This window comes from Mangrovihabitans endophyticus (assembly GCF_014646155.1).
GTDB lineage: Bacteria > Actinomycetota > Actinomycetes > Mycobacteriales > Micromonosporaceae > Actinoplanes > Actinoplanes endophyticus.
Window position 1 is genome coordinate 1 of record NZ_BMMX01000051.1, and the last position, 17,266, is coordinate 17,266.

Here is a 17,266-nt window from a genome sequence, read left to right on the forward strand (position 1 = left end):
CCCGGATCATGCGTACGACAGGGGCAGTAAGTCATACCGGACCGAGCGACCGAGCAGTCCCCGGCTGGGGACGATCATTAGGTAACGGGGGTATCAGCCCCACCGGGGGTGTCCGGGACCCGTCAGAGGGAAAGCCTGATTATGTCGGCCGAGCTGCCAGTACGTTCGGCAGTCGTGCGCTGGCGTTCGCCCAGGCGGCGAGGTCGGGATCGATGTAGCCCAGCACGGTGACCATGTCGGCGTAACGCGCGGCGACCGGTTCGTGCCATATTCGCTCGTGATGGGCGACTCTGTTGCGGAAGGTGTGCAGCCGTTCCACCGGCTCTTCGATGGTCGCCCGGCTGCGATTCGGCGCGTGCGGGAACCCGCTTGCCAGGTCCGGCCACACGTTGGTGTAGCGGCGGGCGAGCAGGAACCGCCAGAAACCGAAACTCAGCTGGCTGACGGTCTGGCCGTCGCTCGGGTCATGCCCGCTGGTCTGGACCCGCCTACGCGCCACCTCGATATCCCCGACCGCCTTCGAATCAAGCTCCCGAGCAGGGTTGTCCAGCCACGATCCTGCCCGCCGCAGGTTCTCATGACGCCGATGCAGGCCGCCGGCCAGAGCGTTACGCAGAGCGATCTCGACGTGGGCCAGGATCTCCCAGACCGCCCCGGCGAGCGCGGTGTTCCAGTCGTAGAGCACCAGGGCGGCGTCAAGATCACCGGCGCAGTGCTCGAGATACGTACTCAGGCGTGGCTCGCTGAAGCAACGCAGGAGCATTTCGGTGCGTCCGGTGGACGCCGTCGACGAGTCCACGTATGGTTACCTCGAAGACCCCGGATCGGTCCCTGGTAGCCCTAACGGGCAGGCCACACCGCCGGGGTTTCGACTTTCCCGGCCACAGAGCGCCGTTGCGTCGATCACCTCAGTCGCCGGCGCGGGGCATAAGCCCTGCCGCGGCGGCAGCCTGGTTCAGCAGAGAACACAGCGCCGCGTGGTCGGCCTCGAGGTCGGCGCCGGGCAACCCCAGCACCACACCATCCTCCTGCGTCTCGTGTTGCCTCTTGCGGAGGTAGACGCGCACGCCGATCCCGTCGCGGACCGCAAGATCCCGGAAGACGTCGGCGAGCTTCTCGGCGAGCTGGGGTCCGTGGAGATCACCGAACTGGACCCGGATGTCCTCGCAGCCCGTCCGGGCGCCGATGATCTGGTCGGTGGCGGCCATGTGCCGTTCCGCGAGCTTGCAGGTCTCCAGGATGTTCACCAGTCGGTCGAAAGCCGGGCCCGGCTCGTCCGCGTACAGATAGAACCGGCGCGGGTAGACCGCGATGACACCCACGGCCAGCTGCGCGACGCTCACATCAGTGGTCATATCTATACTATAAGTGACCGGCCTGGCAAAAAGGGCGGACAGTGCTGGTGTCGCCCCGGGCGCGTGCCCGCAGGCTCGGCGGCGGTGCATCACGCCGGGCAGCACCACGAACGTGACCCAGCCCCAGGTCGTCGGATCGACCGCGCCTGGGCGGGGTCATCGCGTTGCCGACCCGGTTCCCGGCCGCGGGCTCTGCACACCTCGGTCGACCCGATTCACCCAGGCGTTGCCGACAACCTGACGGCTCGTTACGCGCGCTGCGGCACCGGACGATTCCGGGGACGGCGGGGCTGTGATTTCCTTCGGTGTGGCTTTCACTAAGCGTAAGGTCTCCGCAACGGTGCCGACGTCTCCGGAGGCGCTGTACCCGACCCTGCCTCACGGACCGGACGCTCCACGGGAGCTGTGGTCCCGGCAGGCCGACATTCTGCGGGCGTACCACCCGCTGAACGTGTCTAAAAGCGACGTCGCCCTCGAGCTGCCGACCGGCGCCGGCAAGACGCTCGTCGGCAGCCTGATCGCGGACTGGCGGCGGCGCGCGTACGGGGAGAGAGCGGCCTTCCTGGCACCCACCCGGCAACTGGCGCGCCAGGCCGCCGCTCAGGCCCGGATCTACGGCATCCCGGTCGCGGACCTGGTCGGCACTCACCGGAAGTGGAGTCCAGCAGACCAGGCGAGCTTCACCCAGGGCGAGGCCGTCGGATTCGCCACGTACAGCGCGGTGTTCAACGCGAATCCGCACGTCAGCGCGCAGACGCTGGTCCTCGACGACGCGCACGCCGCTGAGGGGTTCGTGGCCGGGAACTGGAGCGTGGACATCTCCCGTGACTCCGTGGCCTTCGAGCTGGTGCTAGCCGTGCTCGAGCAGGTGGGCGCGATCTCACCGATCCTCGCCCGCCGGATCCGGCGCGAGGAACAGCAGGCCGCCGGGCCCGCACCGGTCTATGTCGCCGGGGTCGCCGAGGTTGCTGCGGCCGCCGACGACCTGGAGCGCGCACTGGATCAGGCCGTCGCGCAGGGCGCACTGCCGGACGACGCAAAGTTCCCGATCGCGATGCTGCGTGGGCAGTACGCCGCGTGTCTGGTCTACATCAGTCGCCGGCAGATCCTGATCCGCCCGCTGGTCGCCCCGACCAGCTACCACGAGGCGTTCACCGCCGCCAACCAGCGGGTCTACATGTCCGCGACCCTCGGCGACGGCGGCGAACTCGAACGTGCCTTCGGGCGACGGAAGATCACCCGCATCCCGGTGCCGGCGGGCTGGGAGCGGCAAGGAACCGGCCGGCGGTTCTTCTGTTTCCCCGACCTGGTCACCGGGCTGGACGCCGAGGTGAGCCGCGACACCTTCACCGGTGAGACACTGACCGCGTTCGGCAAGGGCGTGCTGATCGCGCCGAACAACCGCGTGCTGGACAAGGCGCTGGCTGCGATCGTTCCCGCGGGCACGCCGGTGCTGCGAGCGGAGCAGTTCGCCGATGCTCCGGACGACTTCGCCGACGCCCCTGCCGGGCTCCTGGCCCTGGCCAACCGCTACGACGGCATCGACCTGCCCGACGAGACCTGCCGTCTGGTCATCCTGGTAGGTCTGCCAGCGGGCGCCCATCTGCAGGAACGCTTCCTGCACGAGAGCCTCAGCGCGACAGTGGTCCTCAGCGAGCGGATCCGGACCAGGCTCACCCAGGGAGCGGGGCGCGCGACCCGCAACAGCGCCGACTATGCCGCGGTCCTCTCGCTCGGCAAGGACCTCTGGGAGTTCGTGGCCCGCAAGGAAGTGCAGGCCACGATGCATCCCGAGCTGCGTGCGGAGATCGCTTTCGGACTGGAATACTCGACCGGGATCTCCCCGGATGAGGTGGCGGAGAACCTGGCACACTTCCGTGCCCAGGACGCGGAGTGGCGCGAGGCGGAAGAGGGCATCCGCACCGACCGCGATGGCACGCCACGGGCCGCCGGACCGGGTACCGCCGAGCTCACCGCCGCCGTGGAGTACGAGGTCGCCGCGATCGACGCCGCCTGGCAGGGCGACTGGCCACGCGCCGTCGAACAGGCGAAGAAGGCCGTCGAGGCTCTCGCCGGCGGGCAGCAGATCCGCCGGTATCAGGCCCTGTGGCACTACGTGCTCGCCAGCTGGGCGGTCATCGCCGGGCGGCGCGACAACCGCGAGCACTGGCTGACCCTGGCGCAGACCCACTTCGACGCCGCGCGGGCCGCCGCCCAGGGAACCAAGTGGTTGTCCGAACTCACCACCGACGCCGCCAGCTTGGTCAACCCGGCCCCGCCGGACCTGAGCCCGGTCGACCTCGAGGTGGTGCTGCAGATCGCCGTCCACCCGATGCGAGCGGGCCGGACCAACCAGTTCACCAAACAGGTCCAGACCATCCGGACCGGGCTGGCCCAGACCAAAGCCGCACCGTACGAAGCGGCCCTGGTCGCGCTCGGTGAGCTCGCCGGCGCCAAGGTCCTCAAGCGCACCGGCGGGGACGCCGAACCCGACGCCGTGTGGCTCTTCGGTGACGAACTCTGGGTCGCGTGGGAGGCCAAGTCCGACGCTGATCCGGACGGCCAGCTCAAGGCCACCCGTGTTCGGGAGGCGGGTGGTCACCTCAACTTCGCCGCATCTCGGCAGGGCGTCGCGGCGCCGCCCGGATCGGTGACCCTGATCGTCACACCGCAGACCGTGCTGCACCCGGCAGCCGTGCAGGTATCCGACGTCGAGACCTATCTCGTCACACCTGGACGGGTTCTCGACCTTGCCGGACGGTTGATCGAGGCGTGGGAAACGATCCGGACGCAGACTGCGGGATTGCAGCCCGTCAACGCGGAGCAGGTCGTCGCTGAACTGCTACGGGCCCGGCGAGCACTGCCCTCCCAGTGGCTGTCCGACTGTACCGAGCGAGCCGTCTCCGACGGCTGATCCGCACGACGCGGTAGGACGGGCGCGCCCGGGCTGGGGGCGCCCGTCGTACTACACAAGCGGGACCTGGTGCAGGAGCTGGCCGACATCGGCCCGGAGCCGCCCATCCCGGCCGCAGAGCGCCCGCCCGGCCCGGCCCCGGTGCTCAGCCCGACGCCGCCCGGGCGTTCAGCCGCCCTGGGTGACGTGCGCGCACACGTCACGTGGGCGGTAGCCGCCGGGTACGCCCCGCCGATGGTGTCCCAGAAGGCCGGGGAGCCGTCGATGTGGCCGCCCAGGGTGTGCCAGGTGTACTCGGGATTCTCCGTACGCAACGCGGCTAGGTCGGCGGCGGCCGGGCCGTGACGGCGGTAGGGCTCCAGGGTGTGTGGCTGCTCGACCCAGCCGATCCGGCACCGGTGACACAACTCGTAGTCCACCTCGAAGACGTACTCGTCGCGTACGGAGGCGTCGCCGGCGTCGAAGGCCCGCAGGTTGGCCGCGCGCATCCGCCAGCCGATCCGCTCGGCCGAAACGGTGTCCTGCCACGGCGTGGCCAGCCGAGGCACCACCGGCCGGCCGTGCCGGCGTGGCCACCGGCCGCGGGTCAGCCGCAGCAACGCCTCGCGCACGGGTTCGCGGCCGGAGGCCCGGCCGACCTGATCCGGGTGGGCGACCAGGTGCCGGATCGCCTCGGCTTGCTGGTCGTCGAGACGCGCGTCGTCGGGTTCGCTCACCGGTCGCCGTCCGGTTCTTCCCAGAGGCCGACGACGATGCGGCGTACGCCGGCGTCGAGCATGGCCTGTACCCGATGGCGGCCGTTGATGTAGGGCTAGTCGGTTTCCGGGGAATCCGGCTGGATCGGGTCGAGGAACAGAGACCGGGCCGCCTCCATCGTCTCTTCGTCCAGGTCGGCGACGTGCAACACCTTCAGCGCGGCAAACATCCGCTCGTTCTCGGGATCGTCGGGATCCTGCTCGAGCTCGCCGGCGTTGGCACGGGCCAGCGCGGTGATGGCCGCAGCCGACGCGGTGGCCCAGTCGACGCGGTGGTGCTAGAACGCGTGAAAGCGAGAAGAGCCGGCCTGCAGCCGTCGGTGTCAATCGAGAACCAGATCCACACCGTCCACCTCGGTCCGAGTTACCGCACCAGGGTCAAGGACAAGACGGTGATCGTGTTCGACGATTTCACGACAACGGGCTCATCACTTGAATGGGCGTGGAATCTGTTCTTAGCGGCAGGCGCACGTGAGGTCATCGCCCTCACGATCGGCAAATACTCGACCAGGTACACCACCTACGACCCGAAGCCGGGCGTCTCCATCGACCCTTCACCCTTCCACGCTGGGCTTGACCGATTTCACGGCGGTCGCACACCAACTGTCGGAGGATTCCACGAACTCCTCGAAAATGACTGAGCTGTTTAGCCGGGAGATCAAAGACCAGGTGTGGTGACCCTGGCCGCGGAACGACTTCGGTCATCGCCGGAGCCTCCACCGACGGTTCCAAACAATCGGAGGCGGAGGCCCGTGCCGATCCCGGACGGACGGCTGTGGCGGCCGCGTCCGCTGGCAGGCGCGCACCGTTCTGGGCGTCGGCACACAGGTCGAGGGGTGCTCTGGTCGATCCGCTCGCCGACCGGTCTTGGCCCATCGGCCGCTCCTGCTCACCCTGCCAGCAACAAGAATTCAACCTTGTCGTTCAGCACCCGGTCGCAAGACCCGTGCTACGTCGTGGAATCAACGCTGGGCTCATCAAGAGGTGGACCCGGAGCTTATGAATCGCCGCCCCCGCGGGCTGAAAGAAGCCAACCGGCGCCAGCGCGAGCCTCAAAACGGTGGGTTTTCGGTGGGTGATGTTGATCCAACGAAAACAGTGACCTGCGTTTCCGCAGGTCACCGGCTCTTTTTCGTCGGGCTGACAGGATTTGAACCTGCGACCCCTTGACCCCCAGGCCGTTGGAGTAGGCGTTTCCGCACGTCAAACGCGATGCGCAGCGTTCAAGCGAGGGTCAAGTGTGCAGGTCCGCGCACTGGCGCGCATACCGTGTGGTCCCCAAACGGTCCCCACCGTCCCCGGCTGCTGAGTGACACTCTCTCCGGCCGCTTGTCACTCATGTTTTCCCAGTTCAGCGCCCATCGAGTGACAGTAGTGACACCAGTGACACCAGTGACACCAGTGACACCAGTGACAGGTCTTTACCTTCCGCGGACCGCCGCATCGATAACCGCGGCGGCGTCGCCGGCCTCCACACAGCCCGTGTCGATCGACAGATCGGCCGAGATCGGCTTGGTTGCATCCCAAGCCTGCATGCGTGCGGCGACGTCGCCTGTGTCCCGCGCGACGACACGGCGCTCCGCCACCGGCCGGGAGCACCACAGGTAGACAACCAGCCAGCAATCCGGCGGGAATGCGCCAAGAATCGCTGGAATGGCGTCCGGCTGGCCGAGGTGAAGAACCGGCCATGCTTCGGACAATTCCTCAGCGAGAAAGCCGCGGTCTACGAGGTACGTCGCGCCGTAACGCCGGTTCTCCCACAGGATCTCTCCTGCCGCACGGAGTCGATTTACTTCCGCGACCGTGGCCAAGCGGTAACCCTCGGTCCTTCCCGAACCGACCTTGATGCGACGGAATAGCCGATATCGTGGGTCAACATCGCTCAGCGATTTAGTGACGGTGTCCTTTCCCGAGGCGGGCGGACCGTAGAGTATGACGCCGCGCATCACACAGTCTCGCCCGCGGTTATCTCGGCCAACAGATCGGCTGCCTGTTTCTGTAGCGGCGCACTCGACGTGCAGTTGTTGATGACGCGATGCGGCACCGGCGGCCGGAAATCGAGGTCGATGGTCGCGAGGTAGCTTTTCCAGTCGCTCAGCTTGAAGCCGTCACGAGCGGCCCCACGGTGCCGGACGTAGCCGTGCATCGAGGTGGCGTCGCAGTAGACCCATACGACCGTGACCTGAGCATTGAGCGCAGCGAACGCCGCCTCAGTGCGATCGAGCCAAGCTTGATCTTTGAATTCCCGGAGGAATGGCGCGGTAACGATTGCGCTATTGCCACACGAGACGTTCTCGTTCGCCGCGGCCATTAGCGCCTCATATTCGCGGGGACGCATCGAATTCAGGTATGTCTCGGACTCGCGATCATGCGGAGACATCCCGAGCAATTCCAATGCCGCCTCTAGAACCGGCCTTGTAAGCGTGTCTTTATCGAGCATCGGCCAGCCGGTTAGCCGCGCAAGAATTCGCCCAAGCTCTGTTTTTCCACTGCCGGCGTAGCCGCCGACGAAAAGCACACGCGGGCTGCGCAGCCGTATTTCGCCTTTAGCGCGCGGTTGTTCGGGTGCCCTGACGACGCGCTTAGAACGGGACTTGTTCTCGATCAGCCCTTCCGCAGCTAGGACCTTCATCGCCTCAGTGATCGTGAAAACACTGACGTTCCACTGAGCGGCTAGCTCCCGTGTGGACGCCACCGTCTCGCCATCTCGCAGTACGCCAGCCTCGATCTCGTTCCGGATATGCCGTGCGACCTGCACGTGTAGGGCCTCGGCGCGTGAGACGCGCGGCTCATCTGCGGACATGGGCGGCAAGTCCTCGCCTCCTGCTAGATGCCTGACCTGCACAGGCTATCAGATCCCTAACAGGAAAGATCCACTACAGGGCGCCTCTCCCAGCTCAGACTCCATGTGTGCCATAACAGTTGACCCGCTGCTCCATCAGTTGTTAGGTTGCTTGCATCACAGCAAGCCCCCCACCTCTGAAGGAGAGCACAGGTGAAAGCGCACCTCACCAACGTCGAGCCGTCGTCGGCCGACCTGTCTGCGATCGAGGCCGAGTGGCCGCTGATCGAGGCTGAGTTGGCCGTGCTGGACGCCGAGATCGCCAACATCTACGCCGCCGAGCACGGCGGCCCGTCGCCGCTGGCCCGGCGACGTCTGCGCCGGGCCGAGGCCCGCGTCACCCGCGTGGCCGCCGAGCTGGCCGCGCGTCCCGCCGACCTGCGCGAGGTGGCGTGATGACCAAGAACATTTCCCAGCTCAAGCGGATCGGGTGGGGCGTCCGGGGTGTGTTCGCCCTCGGCATCGCCGCGTCGCTGGCGGGCAACGTGCTGCACGCCGCGGACAACCCGATCAGCAAGGCCATCTCGGCGTGGTCGCCGTTGGCGCTGATGCTGGCCGTCGAGCTGATCTCGCGGATCCCGGCCCGCCGCGGCCCGATGTCGGTCGCCCGGCTCGGCGCTACCGCGGTCATCGCGGGCATCGCCGCGTGGGTGTCGTACTGGCACATGGCCGGCGTCGCGGCCCGCTACGGCGAGACGGGCGCGAGCCCGTACCTGCTGCCGTTCAGCGTGGACGGCCTGATCGTGGTCGCCTCGATCAGCCTCGTCGAGATCGGTGGCCGGCTCCGGGCGTTCAACGAGCCCGCGGCCGACACCGCGCCGGCCGCCGTCACAACCACCCTGGCCGAGCCGGTCAGCGTCGCCCCGGTCGTCGAGCCCGAGCCCGCCGCGGCCGCGCCGGTCACGAAGGCTCCCGCCAAGCGCGTCACGCCGCGGCCGGCGTCGGCCGAGAAGGTGGCGCGGGCCGCGGCCAAGCTGCCCGGCGCGGGCGTCGCCGAGATCGCCAAGAAGGCCGGCGTGTCGGTCTCGACGGCTCGGCGTCACCTGCGACCGCGGGTCACCGATGCGTCACCATCTGCGCCGGTTCCTGCGGAAACGTCTGCTCTCGCGGCAGCGGCGTGAGGTGACCAGCGATGACCGAGGTCGAGATCTACGAAGCGCACGCCGAGCTGCACAACCTGCGCGTCGACCTGGCCGGCCTGCGCGACTGGGCCGAGCACGCGCTGAACGCCGAGCACGACCGGCAGTACATCGCCGAGCACCTGGCCGCGTCGCTCACGGCGCTGGTCAACGGCGACCCGCCGCCGCGGCACCCGTTCTGACTGTGCCCGGCGGCGCGGCTCCTACCGACCAAAGCAGCGCCGCGCCGCCGGCCTCCACCCCTAAGTCCTGTCACGAACGTCGAGGAGAGGCCCTCATCATGCTGCGCCACAACACCTCTGGTGAAGACGCCGTCCGCAACGCGATCCACCAGGCCGACATCCGCGAACGGCGCGAACAGGCCAAGCGTGAGGACTCGGCCCTGATCCGCGCCGCGGCTGCCGCGGGCCGGGACAGCCGCGCGATCGGCACCACCCGCCGGGCGTACTCCCGGTGAGCCCGAACCCCACCCACTCGTCGCCTGAGGGAGGCAACGCTGTGCCCCGCCACCGTCGTTTGCATCCGCTGACCCGCGCTCTGCTGGTCGTCGCCGCGCTGGTCAACCTGATCGCCGCGCTCGTTCACCCGAGCCCGTTGCGCATCCTCGCCGCGGCCGGTTTGGCCGCCGCCGCGGGTGCCGCGCTGGCGCTGACCGGATCGGAGGATCGCCCGTGAGCACCCACCCCCACCCCGACACCATGCCGGCCGCTGAGTCCGCTGACGCGGACGCTGCCGCTGAGGTGGTCGACCTGGACACCGCCCGCGCCCGCCGCGCCGCCGCGCCGGGCGGCGAGGTGCCTGACGACGACGAGACCGTGGACGCCGAGACCGTTGACGACGCGCCGCCCGCGGAGGGCGGGCCGGTCGACGCGGCCGGGGACATCCCTTCCGAGGTGCTGGCCCGCCGGCGTGAGCGGCGGCCGATCCTGGCCGAGTGGGCACGCTCGTGGCGCGGCGTCCGGGCCGCGGCCAAGCACCAGGGCAAGGACGCCGGGTACGTGCTCGCCTACCACGCGGTCCGCTCGCCGAAGTACGCGGCCAAGACCGCCCTGTGGGCACCGATCGGCCTGGTCCGCGGGATCGCTCAGGCCCTGCACTGGGCCAGCGCCGAGGAAGGCAACTGGCACCTGCGTCAGACGGCGGCGCAGCGCGGCGAGGCGGACGTGTGGTTGAAGCTGGACGCCCGCCGGCAGCGTCAGACGACCTGGCGGTGGTGGGTGTTGGCCCTGGCCACCGCGGGAATCGTGACCGGTCTGATCGTGCTGGCGCTCGGCCCGCCGTGGTGGCGGTGGCTGGCCGCGCTGACGGTGGTGCCGTTCCTCGCCACGCGCGGCCGGCCGGCGGACAAGCCGATCACCGACCGGGTGTCGGAGGGCACCCGGTACCGCAAGCTGACCGCCGTGCTGGTGCGCCGCGCGTTGACCTCGGTGCAGATGGCCGCGATCACCTCCGCCGTGGCCAAGGACCCGAAGGCGATCAGTTTCCCGGTGGACATCCACCGCGACGGACCGGGCCACCTGGCGATCGTGGACCTGCCCTACGGCGTGGAGGCGGCCGAGGTGGTCGCCCGCCGCGGCAAACTCGCGAGCGCGATGCGGCTCCCGCTGGATCAGGTGTGGCCCGAGACCGCGCCGGGCCACACCGGACGGCTGGCGCTGTGGGTGGGCTACGAGCCGGCGTCGGCGATGAAGCAGCCGCCGTGCCCGCTGCTGAACGACGGGCTGAAGGTGGACCTGTTCCAGCCGTTCCCGTTCGCCACCACCCCGAAGCTTGATCAGATCATGGCCGAGCTGATGTACCGCAACTGGCTGTTCGGCGGGCAGCCCGGATCCGGGAAGACGTTCGCGTTGCGGCTGCTGCTGCTGGCCGCCGCCCTGGACCCGCGGGCGGAGATCCGCGGCTACGAACTCAAGGGCGTCGGGGACTTCGCCGTGCTGGAGCCGGTGATGGCCGAGTACGGCAACGGCTTCGACGACGAGACCCTGGCCCGCGCGTTCGCGTTCATCCAGTGGCTGTACGAGGAGTGCCGCCGCCGCTCGCAGCGCATCGCCCACTACGCCCGCCTCGGCAAGGCCCCGGAGAACAAGGTCACCCCCGAGCTGGCCAGCCTGAAGGGGTCGGGGCTGCGCCCGCTGGTCGCCTGGTTCGACGAGTTGCAGGAGCTGATGACCAGCAAGTTCGGCAAGGAAGCCGGGGAGATCCTGGAGAAGGTCATCAAGCTGGGCCGGGCGCTCGGCGTGATCATCGTGATCGGCACGCAGATCCCGGACAAGGACTCCCTGCCGACCGGGATCTCCCGCAACGTCAACTCCCGGTTCTGCCTGTCCGTGGCGGACCAGACGGCCAACGACATGATCCTGGGGACGTCGGCGTACAAGCAGGGCCTGCGGGCCACGGTGTTCCAGCCGGTCAGCGAAGCCGGATGGGGTGTGCTGCGCGGGCTGGGCAAACCACAGTCGGTGCGCTCGTTCTACGTCGACACCACCGCCGCCGGCCGGATCGTGGCCCGCGCCGTCGCGTTGCGCACCAAGGCGGGCAACATCCCGACCTTCCCCACCGACCGCGACGTCGCCCCGCAGCACCACGTCCTCGACGACCTGGCGCGGGTGTGGCCCGGCGACGACAAGTCGGTGTGGAACGAGACCCTGTGCGCCGCCCTGGTAGAGCTGCGCCCGGACGTGTACGGCGGCTGGGGATCGGCCCAGTTGACCGCCGCGCTCAAGCCCTTCCCGATCAAGGTAGGCGACGTGTGGGCCAAGCCGGCCGACGGCGGCAAGGCCACCACCAAGCGCGGCATCGTCCACACCGACCTCACGGCGGCTATCACCGAGCGTGACCGCAAGCGGTCCGGCGGCTGACCGGTCCGAGGCTGCTAGGCCTAGCAGCCGACCCTGCTAGGGCTAGCAGATCCGCTAGCACCCCAACCGAGATCTGAGCTGCCGCCTCGTAGCTAGCAGCTCACGGCCCCGCACACCCAAAAACCGGCCGAGGAGACTGTTGTGAACCCCCACATCGCCGCTGCTAGCACCCTCATCGCACCCCTGATCGCCGTCACGCTCGGTTACGCCGCGGCGTGCTGGATCTGGCCGTTCAAGCACTGCCGTCGCTGCCACGGCACCGGCAAACGCCGCTCCCCGTCCGGCCGCGCGTTCCGGCACTGCCGCCGCTGCGAGGGCACCGGCCGCCGGCTACGCGCCGGCCGCTGGATCTACAACCGGCTCTCCGGCATCCGCCGGGACGCCCGATGAGCGCCCGCACCACGGCCCGGCTGCGCCGCGCCCCGACCGAGCACACCGGATGGTGCGCCCGCGACCACACCTGCGGGATCGACACTCACCGTGCCCGGCCGGTCGTCACCGCCCGCGGCACCGGCCGCGCCGTCATGACCCGCACCCGCGCCGGCGACGTCGACTACGCCGAGGTGCTCATCCGGATCCCGTTGCACCGCAACGAAAACACCGCACGCACCCAGCTCGCCCTCCTGCTACGACTGCTCGGCGAGCTGCTGGACACGCTCACCACCTCGCACCTGTTGCCCGGCCGCACCCGGCGGCCCGCCCTCGATCGGAGGCACTCCGCATGACCGCCCACGAGCCCGCGGCGATCGTCGCCGCTGTCCAGCGCATCACCCGCCAGCTCGACAGCCGCGGCAACGCCGACCTGCGCGGGCTGCCCGAGACGTTGTGCCGCGCCCTCAAGGTCCAAGAAGAGGCCGGAGAGCTGGCCCAGGCCGTCATCGGCGTGCTGGGCCAAAACCCGCGCAAGGGCCTCACCCACACGTGGACCGACGTCGTCCACGAAGCCATCGACGTCGCGCTGTCGGCACTCGTGCTCGCCGAAACGGTCACCCCCGGCCGGCTGGACCGGACCCTCACCGACCGGCTCGACTACCTCACCGAACGCGCGGCGGCGTCCGGCGCGCCCGCTGTCGTCACGGCGACGGGGAGGGGCGCGTGATGGGCCGGCCGTTGTTGCTCGATCTGTTCTGCTGTTCCGGCGGCGCAGCTTGCGGTTACGCCGCGGCGGGGTTCGAGGTGGTAGGCGTGGACGTCGTCGACCGGCCGCGCTACCCGTTCCGGTTCGTGCGGGCCGAGGCCCTGTCCTATTTGGACCGGCTGATCTGCGGTGGCGGCGTCCGAGCCTTCTCCCTGATCCACTCCTCGCCGCCGTGTCAGGCGGGCTGCGCCCTGACCCAGGGCACCAACCGGGCGATGCGCTGGGGTCGCGACCACGTGCAGCTCATCCCCGACCTGCGGAGGCTGCTCGACCGGTCCGGGCTGCCGTACGTGATCGAGCAGCCCAACGGGACAGCACCGGTCCGCAAGGACGTCACGCTGTGCGGCGAGATGTTCGGGCTCGGCGTGATCCGACACCGCAACTTCGAGCTGGGCGGCTGGGCCGCCGCGGCCCCGACGCACCTCCGGCACCGCGGGCGGGTGCGCGGCTGGCGGCACGGCGTCTACCACGACGGCCCGTACGTGGCCGCCTACGGCAACGGCGGCGGCAAAGCCTCCGTGGCCGAGATGCAGACCGCGATGGGCATCGACTGGACGGACGCGCGGGAGGAACTGACCGAGGCCATCCCGCCGGCTTACGCCGAGTGGCTCGGCCGCTCGTTCCTCGCCGGGGTCGGCCGACAGACCGACCTGCGCAGGGCCGCCTGATGTCCCGGATCCGGGCCGCCTACTGGGATCCCGACGGCGACCGGCACGGCGGGCTGCCCACCTACTGGTGGCGCGGCGCGCCCGCGGGATACGCCACCCGGCGGCAACTGCGCGCCGCCGGGCTGTGCCCCGGCCGTCAGCCGATCGCCGCGCAGATCCTGTGGGCCGGCGTCGGCGGCACCCGGACCGCCTACCTGTACCGGCTCGACCTGGCCCGACCCAAGCGCACCGCGACGCCCGCGCAGCGCCGAGCGATCCGGACCGCGCTGCGCGCCCGGCGCACCTGCCCGACCTGCCGCGAGATCCGCGGCTACTACATCCCGCGCTCGCTCGGCGAGTGCCTGACCTGCCACGACAGGAGCACCCGATGACCCTCGCACCCGAGCACACCCTCGGCGGCACCCGATCGAGCCACCGGTGGGCGCAGATGCCCGGCAACTGGGACCGGCTCAACACCCGCGCCCTGTTCCCCAGCTCGAACGAATGGGGCATCCCCGACCTGCCCGCCACCGGCTGCGAACCTGCTCGGTTGCTGCCGTACAACGCCCGCCACGCGATCGCCGCGGCCCGCCCCGGCGACGCGGTGCATTTCTTCCTGGATGACTACCGCTTCGAGACCGTCTGGTCCAAACCCGAACGCGGCCTGTCCCGCTGCCAGACAGTCGGGACGGCGCTCACCCCGGATTTCAGCCTGTGGACCACCATGCCGCGGGTCATGCAACTGTGGCAGGTCTACCGCTCCCGCTGGTGCGGGGCGTGGCTGTCCGCGCACGGCGTCACAGTCATCCCGACCGTGTCCTGGTCGACGGCGGACAGCTACCCGTACGCCTTCGCCGGCCTCCCGGCCGGCTCGACCGTCGCGGTGTCCACCGTGGGGATCGTGCGCGACCGGACGGCGCGGGAACTGTTCGCCGCCGGCTACACCGCCATGCTCACCGCCCTGCACCCGACCCTCGTGCTCGTCCACGGCACCCGACCGACGTGCTCGGTTGGTGACGTGCCGGTCCGGGTGTACCCGAGCCGATGGGCGGCCCGGTGATGGGCGGGCGAGGAAGCGCCGGCCGGCCCCTGCCGCGGCCGGCCGGCGAGCGGATCCGCGCCGCCTACCAGCACCTCGCCGCCCGGCCCGGCGAACTGGTCAGCCTCGCCCGGCTGCGTGACGAACTGCCCGACCTCAGCCGCGCCGACCTCGACGCCGTGCTGCTGGACATGGACCGCCGCCGCGAACTGCAACTAGAACCCGACCCCCACCGCCTCGCCCTGACCCAACGCGCCAAAGACGCCGCCATCCGCCTCGGCGGCGAAGACATGCACCTGTTCACCATCACCGGACCCCCACCGGACACGCCCCCGGACGCGCCGTGAACGGGCACTGGATCGCGGCGAGCAAAGCCCTCGGCCGGTACGTGCCCGCCGCCGGACCGTACCCGCACATCTGCGCGGCGACCGTCGCCGGCGAGGACACCCTGTCCGGCCGGCCGGTGCAACCCGCCCAGTGGGAGAAGGCGCGCTACTGCGCCGCCTGCGCCCACGCCGAGCACACCCGCAACCATCCGTCCACACCCGACCTCAGAGAGCGGATCCCCATGCGCCACAACGACCTCCTGACCGCGGCGCTGTCGGCCGCGGAGCGCGGCTGGCACGTCTTCCCGCTACGCCCCGACGGCAAACGCCCCGCCATCGAGAAGTGGGAACAACGCGCCACCACCGACCCCGACCGGATCCGACGCTGCTGGACCGCCGGCCCGTACAACATCGGCATCGCGTGCGGGCCGTCCGGACTCGTGGTCCTCGACTTCGACACCCGCAAGACCGGACAGACCGCGCCCGCCAGGTGCGAGGGCTACCTACACGGCTGGGGCGTGTTCACCGACCTGTGCGCCCACCTCGGACAGCCGGTGCCCGACACGTACGCGGTCGCGACCGGCCGCGGCGGGCTGCACCTGTACTACCGCCACCCCGACGACGGGATCGAGCTGCGCAACACCGCGGGCGCGCTCGGCTGGCTGATCGACACCCGCGCGCACGGCGGCTACGTCGTCGCCGCCGGCTCGACGGTCGCCGGCCGGCCGTACACGCTCCGGCAGGACACGGCCCCGGCCGGGCTGCCCGGCTGGCTCGCCGAGCGGCTACAGCCCACACCGCAACGCCCGGCCGGGCCGCCGGTCGTCATCGAGCTGCCCGCCGACCGCCGCGGCGCGTACGTGCGCGCCGCCATCGACGCCACCCTGACCAAGCTCGCCGAAGCCGGCGAAGGCGGCCGGAACCGGGCGCTGTTCATGGCCGCGCAAACACTTGGCCAGCTCGTCGCCGGCGGCGTCGTCGCCGAGGACACCGTGACCAGGGCGCTCGCCGACACCGCGATGCGGCTCGGGCTCGGCGAGCGGGAAATCTGCACCACCATCCGGTCCGGGCTGCGCGCCGGTGCCCGCCGCCCGCGGCAGGTGGCCTGATGACCGCCCCGACCCCGGCCGAGCGGCCCGCGCTGCGCATCGCCGGACCCGACGACGCCGCGGCGGTGCTGTCCGCGATCGACAAGCCCGCCCGGCTGCGCACCTCGTGGACCGCCGCGGACATCATGGCAATGGAGTTCGCCCCGCCCCGCTGGGCCGTGCCCGGCGTGATCGCCGAGGGCTTCACACTGCTGTGCGGGCCGCCCAAGGTCGGCAAATCGTGGATGTCGCTCGCCCTCGGCGTCGACGTCGCCCGCGGCGACCCCGCCTTCGGGACGATCGACGTCGAGCCCGGACCGGTGCTCTACCTCGCCCTCGAAGACACCGCCCGCAGGTTGCAAACCCGGCTGCGCAAGGTCCTCGGCGACCGGCCCGCCCCGGCCGGACTCACCCTCGCCACCCAATGCCCGCCCCTGCCGCAAGGCGGAGATCAGGCCATCGCCGCGTGGCTCGACCGGCACCCGCGGGCACGGCTGGTCATCATCGACGTGTTCGCCAAGCTGCGCGGCAACAGCGCGCCGGGCGCGTCCGCCTACGACGCCGACTACGCCGCGGTCGGCCGGGCCAAGAAGATCGCCGATGACCACGGCGTCGCGGTCGTCGCCGTGCACCACGTCCGCAAGGCCGGGGCGGACGACTTCCTGTCCGAGGTATCCGGAACCAACGGCCTCGCCGGGGCCGCCGACGCCACGCTCGTGCTCAAGCGGGCACGCAACCAGGGCGACGGCGTGCTCCACGTGACCGGCCGCGACGTCGACGAGAACGAGTACCCGCTCACCTTCGACCCCGCCGCGGGCGCGTGGCGGATGCTCGACGGCCCCGCCGGCGACTACCAACTCAGCGACACCCGCGCCGCCATCCTGCGCTACCTGCGCCACGCGCCCGGCTCCACACCCAAGGTCATCGCCGAAGGTGTGGGGCTCAAGGCGGACACCGTCCGGCAGAACTGCACACGGATGCTCGCCGATGGGCAGGTGGCCGCCGAGCCGGGCGGACGGTACCGGGTGCCGGGCGTCACCGCTGTCACTCCTGTCACTGCCGTCACTCAACCCAAGCTGACCTGCGGAAACGGCAGTGACAGCGAGAGTGACAGCCGAGAGGACGGCTGATCATGGAAGACCGGCTGAAACACGGAGGATCCGGG

The 17,266-nt window shown here is 70.3% G+C and carries 22 protein-coding genes; 18 read left to right on the forward strand and 4 right to left on the reverse strand.

What is annotated here, in order from left to right:
- Positions 1 to 139 precede the first annotated feature (139 nt).
- Together IEY73_RS29205 and IEY73_RS29210 are read right to left on the reverse strand one after the other, a co-directional pair.
- Positions 140 to 799: an Abi family protein gene (locus IEY73_RS29205; RefSeq protein WP_189082567.1), complete on the reverse strand. Its 660-nt coding sequence runs from the start codon at positions 797 to 799 to the stop codon at positions 140 to 142.
- Positions 800 to 908: 109 nt separating this feature from the next.
- Positions 909 to 1,355, reverse strand: a complete 447-nt coding sequence (locus IEY73_RS29210) for a hypothetical protein (protein ID WP_189082568.1) — start codon at positions 1,353 to 1,355, stop codon at positions 909 to 911.
- Positions 1,356 to 1,695: 340 nt separating this feature from the next.
- Between IEY73_RS29210 and IEY73_RS29215 the strand changes: the two genes are divergently transcribed.
- From IEY73_RS29215 to IEY73_RS29225, 3 genes are all read left to right on the forward strand, one after another.
- Positions 1,696 to 4,269 carry a DEAD/DEAH box helicase gene (locus IEY73_RS29215; protein ID WP_189082569.1) on the forward strand — a complete coding sequence of 858 codons (2,574 nt, stop codon included), beginning with the start codon at positions 1,696 to 1,698 and terminating at the stop codon, positions 4,267 to 4,269.
- Positions 4,270 to 4,338: 69 nt separating this feature from the next.
- Positions 4,339 to 4,614, forward strand: coding sequence for a hypothetical protein (locus IEY73_RS29220; RefSeq protein ID WP_189082570.1), 276 nt, complete (start codon positions 4,339 to 4,341; stop codon positions 4,612 to 4,614).
- A gap of 445 nt (positions 4,615 to 5,059) precedes the next feature.
- Positions 5,060 to 5,665, forward strand: a complete 606-nt coding sequence (locus IEY73_RS29225) for a phosphoribosyltransferase (protein ID WP_189082571.1) — start codon at positions 5,060 to 5,062, stop codon at positions 5,663 to 5,665.
- A gap of 780 nt (positions 5,666 to 6,445) precedes the next feature.
- On the opposite strand, the gene IEY73_RS29230 is transcribed toward IEY73_RS29225, so the two are convergent.
- Together IEY73_RS29230 and IEY73_RS29235 are read right to left on the reverse strand one after the other, a co-directional pair.
- Positions 6,446 to 6,835 (reverse strand): hypothetical protein, encoded by a 390-nt coding sequence (locus IEY73_RS29230; RefSeq protein ID WP_229716263.1) that lies wholly within the window; start codon positions 6,833 to 6,835, stop codon positions 6,446 to 6,448.
- 134 nt (positions 6,836 to 6,969) lie between these two features.
- Positions 6,970 to 7,827 carry a GntR family transcriptional regulator gene (locus IEY73_RS29235; protein ID WP_189082572.1) on the reverse strand — a complete coding sequence of 286 codons (858 nt, stop codon included), beginning with the start codon at positions 7,825 to 7,827 and terminating at the stop codon, positions 6,970 to 6,972.
- Positions 7,828 to 8,019: 192 nt separating this feature from the next.
- Between IEY73_RS29235 and IEY73_RS29240 the strand changes: the two genes are divergently transcribed.
- The 15 genes from IEY73_RS29240 (at position 8,020) to IEY73_RS29310 (ending at position 17,231) form a co-directional block, all read left to right on the forward strand.
- Positions 8,020 to 8,262 carry a DUF6284 family protein gene (locus IEY73_RS29240; RefSeq protein ID WP_189082573.1) on the forward strand — a complete coding sequence of 81 codons (243 nt, stop codon included), beginning with the start codon at positions 8,020 to 8,022 and terminating at the stop codon, positions 8,260 to 8,262.
- Positions 8,262 to 8,987: a DUF2637 domain-containing protein gene (locus tag IEY73_RS29245; protein WP_189082574.1), complete on the forward strand. Its 726-nt coding sequence runs from the start codon at positions 8,262 to 8,264 to the stop codon at positions 8,985 to 8,987. The genes IEY73_RS29240 and IEY73_RS29245 overlap by 1 nt, the downstream gene beginning before the upstream one ends.
- 11 nt (positions 8,988 to 8,998) lie before the next feature.
- The gene (locus tag IEY73_RS29250) at positions 8,999 to 9,187 is read left to right on the forward strand and encodes a hypothetical protein (protein WP_189082575.1); all 189 of its coding nucleotides are present in this window, start codon (positions 8,999 to 9,001) and stop codon (positions 9,185 to 9,187) included.
- A gap of 98 nt (positions 9,188 to 9,285) precedes the next feature.
- Positions 9,286 to 9,462 carry a hypothetical protein gene (locus IEY73_RS29255; protein ID WP_189082576.1) on the forward strand — a complete coding sequence of 59 codons (177 nt, stop codon included), beginning with the start codon at positions 9,286 to 9,288 and terminating at the stop codon, positions 9,460 to 9,462.
- A gap of 41 nt (positions 9,463 to 9,503) precedes the next feature.
- On the forward strand, positions 9,504 to 9,680 hold the full coding sequence (locus IEY73_RS29260; RefSeq protein WP_189082577.1) for a hypothetical protein: 177 nt from the start codon (positions 9,504 to 9,506) through the stop codon (positions 9,678 to 9,680).
- 23 nt (positions 9,681 to 9,703) lie between these two features.
- Positions 9,704 to 11,863, forward strand: coding sequence for a cell division protein FtsK (locus IEY73_RS29265; protein WP_229716268.1), 2,160 nt, complete (start codon positions 9,704 to 9,706; stop codon positions 11,861 to 11,863).
- Positions 11,864 to 12,004: 141 nt separating this feature from the next.
- The gene (locus IEY73_RS29270) at positions 12,005 to 12,253 is read left to right on the forward strand and encodes a hypothetical protein (RefSeq protein ID WP_189082579.1); all 249 of its coding nucleotides are present in this window, start codon (positions 12,005 to 12,007) and stop codon (positions 12,251 to 12,253) included.
- Complete coding sequence (locus tag IEY73_RS29275) at positions 12,250 to 12,588, forward strand: hypothetical protein (RefSeq protein WP_189082580.1); 339 nt, start codon at positions 12,250 to 12,252, stop codon at positions 12,586 to 12,588. The genes IEY73_RS29270 and IEY73_RS29275 overlap by 4 nt, the downstream gene beginning before the upstream one ends.
- Positions 12,585 to 12,962 (forward strand): MazG-like family protein, encoded by a 378-nt coding sequence (locus IEY73_RS29280; RefSeq protein WP_189082581.1) that lies wholly within the window; start codon positions 12,585 to 12,587, stop codon positions 12,960 to 12,962. Before IEY73_RS29275 ends, IEY73_RS29280 begins: the two co-directional genes overlap by 4 nt.
- Positions 12,962 to 13,669 carry a DNA methylase gene (locus tag IEY73_RS29285; RefSeq protein ID WP_189082598.1) on the forward strand — a complete coding sequence of 236 codons (708 nt, stop codon included), beginning with the start codon at positions 12,962 to 12,964 and terminating at the stop codon, positions 13,667 to 13,669. The genes IEY73_RS29280 and IEY73_RS29285 overlap by 1 nt, the downstream gene beginning before the upstream one ends.
- Positions 13,669 to 14,040, forward strand: coding sequence for an RRQRL motif-containing zinc-binding protein (locus IEY73_RS29290; RefSeq protein WP_189082582.1), 372 nt, complete (start codon positions 13,669 to 13,671; stop codon positions 14,038 to 14,040). The genes IEY73_RS29285 and IEY73_RS29290 overlap by 1 nt, the downstream gene beginning before the upstream one ends.
- The gene (locus IEY73_RS29295; protein WP_189082583.1) at positions 14,037 to 14,708 is read left to right on the forward strand and encodes a DUF4417 domain-containing protein; all 672 of its coding nucleotides are present in this window, start codon (positions 14,037 to 14,039) and stop codon (positions 14,706 to 14,708) included. Before IEY73_RS29290 ends, IEY73_RS29295 begins: the two co-directional genes overlap by 4 nt.
- Entirely contained in the window at positions 14,693 to 15,034 is a 342-nt protein-coding gene (locus IEY73_RS29300; RefSeq protein ID WP_189082584.1) for a hypothetical protein, read from the forward strand. Before IEY73_RS29295 ends, IEY73_RS29300 begins: the two co-directional genes overlap by 16 nt.
- Positions 15,031 to 16,122 carry a bifunctional DNA primase/polymerase gene (locus tag IEY73_RS29305; protein ID WP_189082585.1) on the forward strand — a complete coding sequence of 364 codons (1,092 nt, stop codon included), beginning with the start codon at positions 15,031 to 15,033 and terminating at the stop codon, positions 16,120 to 16,122. Before IEY73_RS29300 ends, IEY73_RS29305 begins: the two co-directional genes overlap by 4 nt.
- Entirely contained in the window at positions 16,122 to 17,231 is a 1,110-nt protein-coding gene (locus tag IEY73_RS29310; RefSeq protein ID WP_189082586.1) for an AAA family ATPase, read from the forward strand. The genes IEY73_RS29305 and IEY73_RS29310 overlap by 1 nt, the downstream gene beginning before the upstream one ends.
- Positions 17,232 to 17,266: the final 35 nt, after the last annotated feature.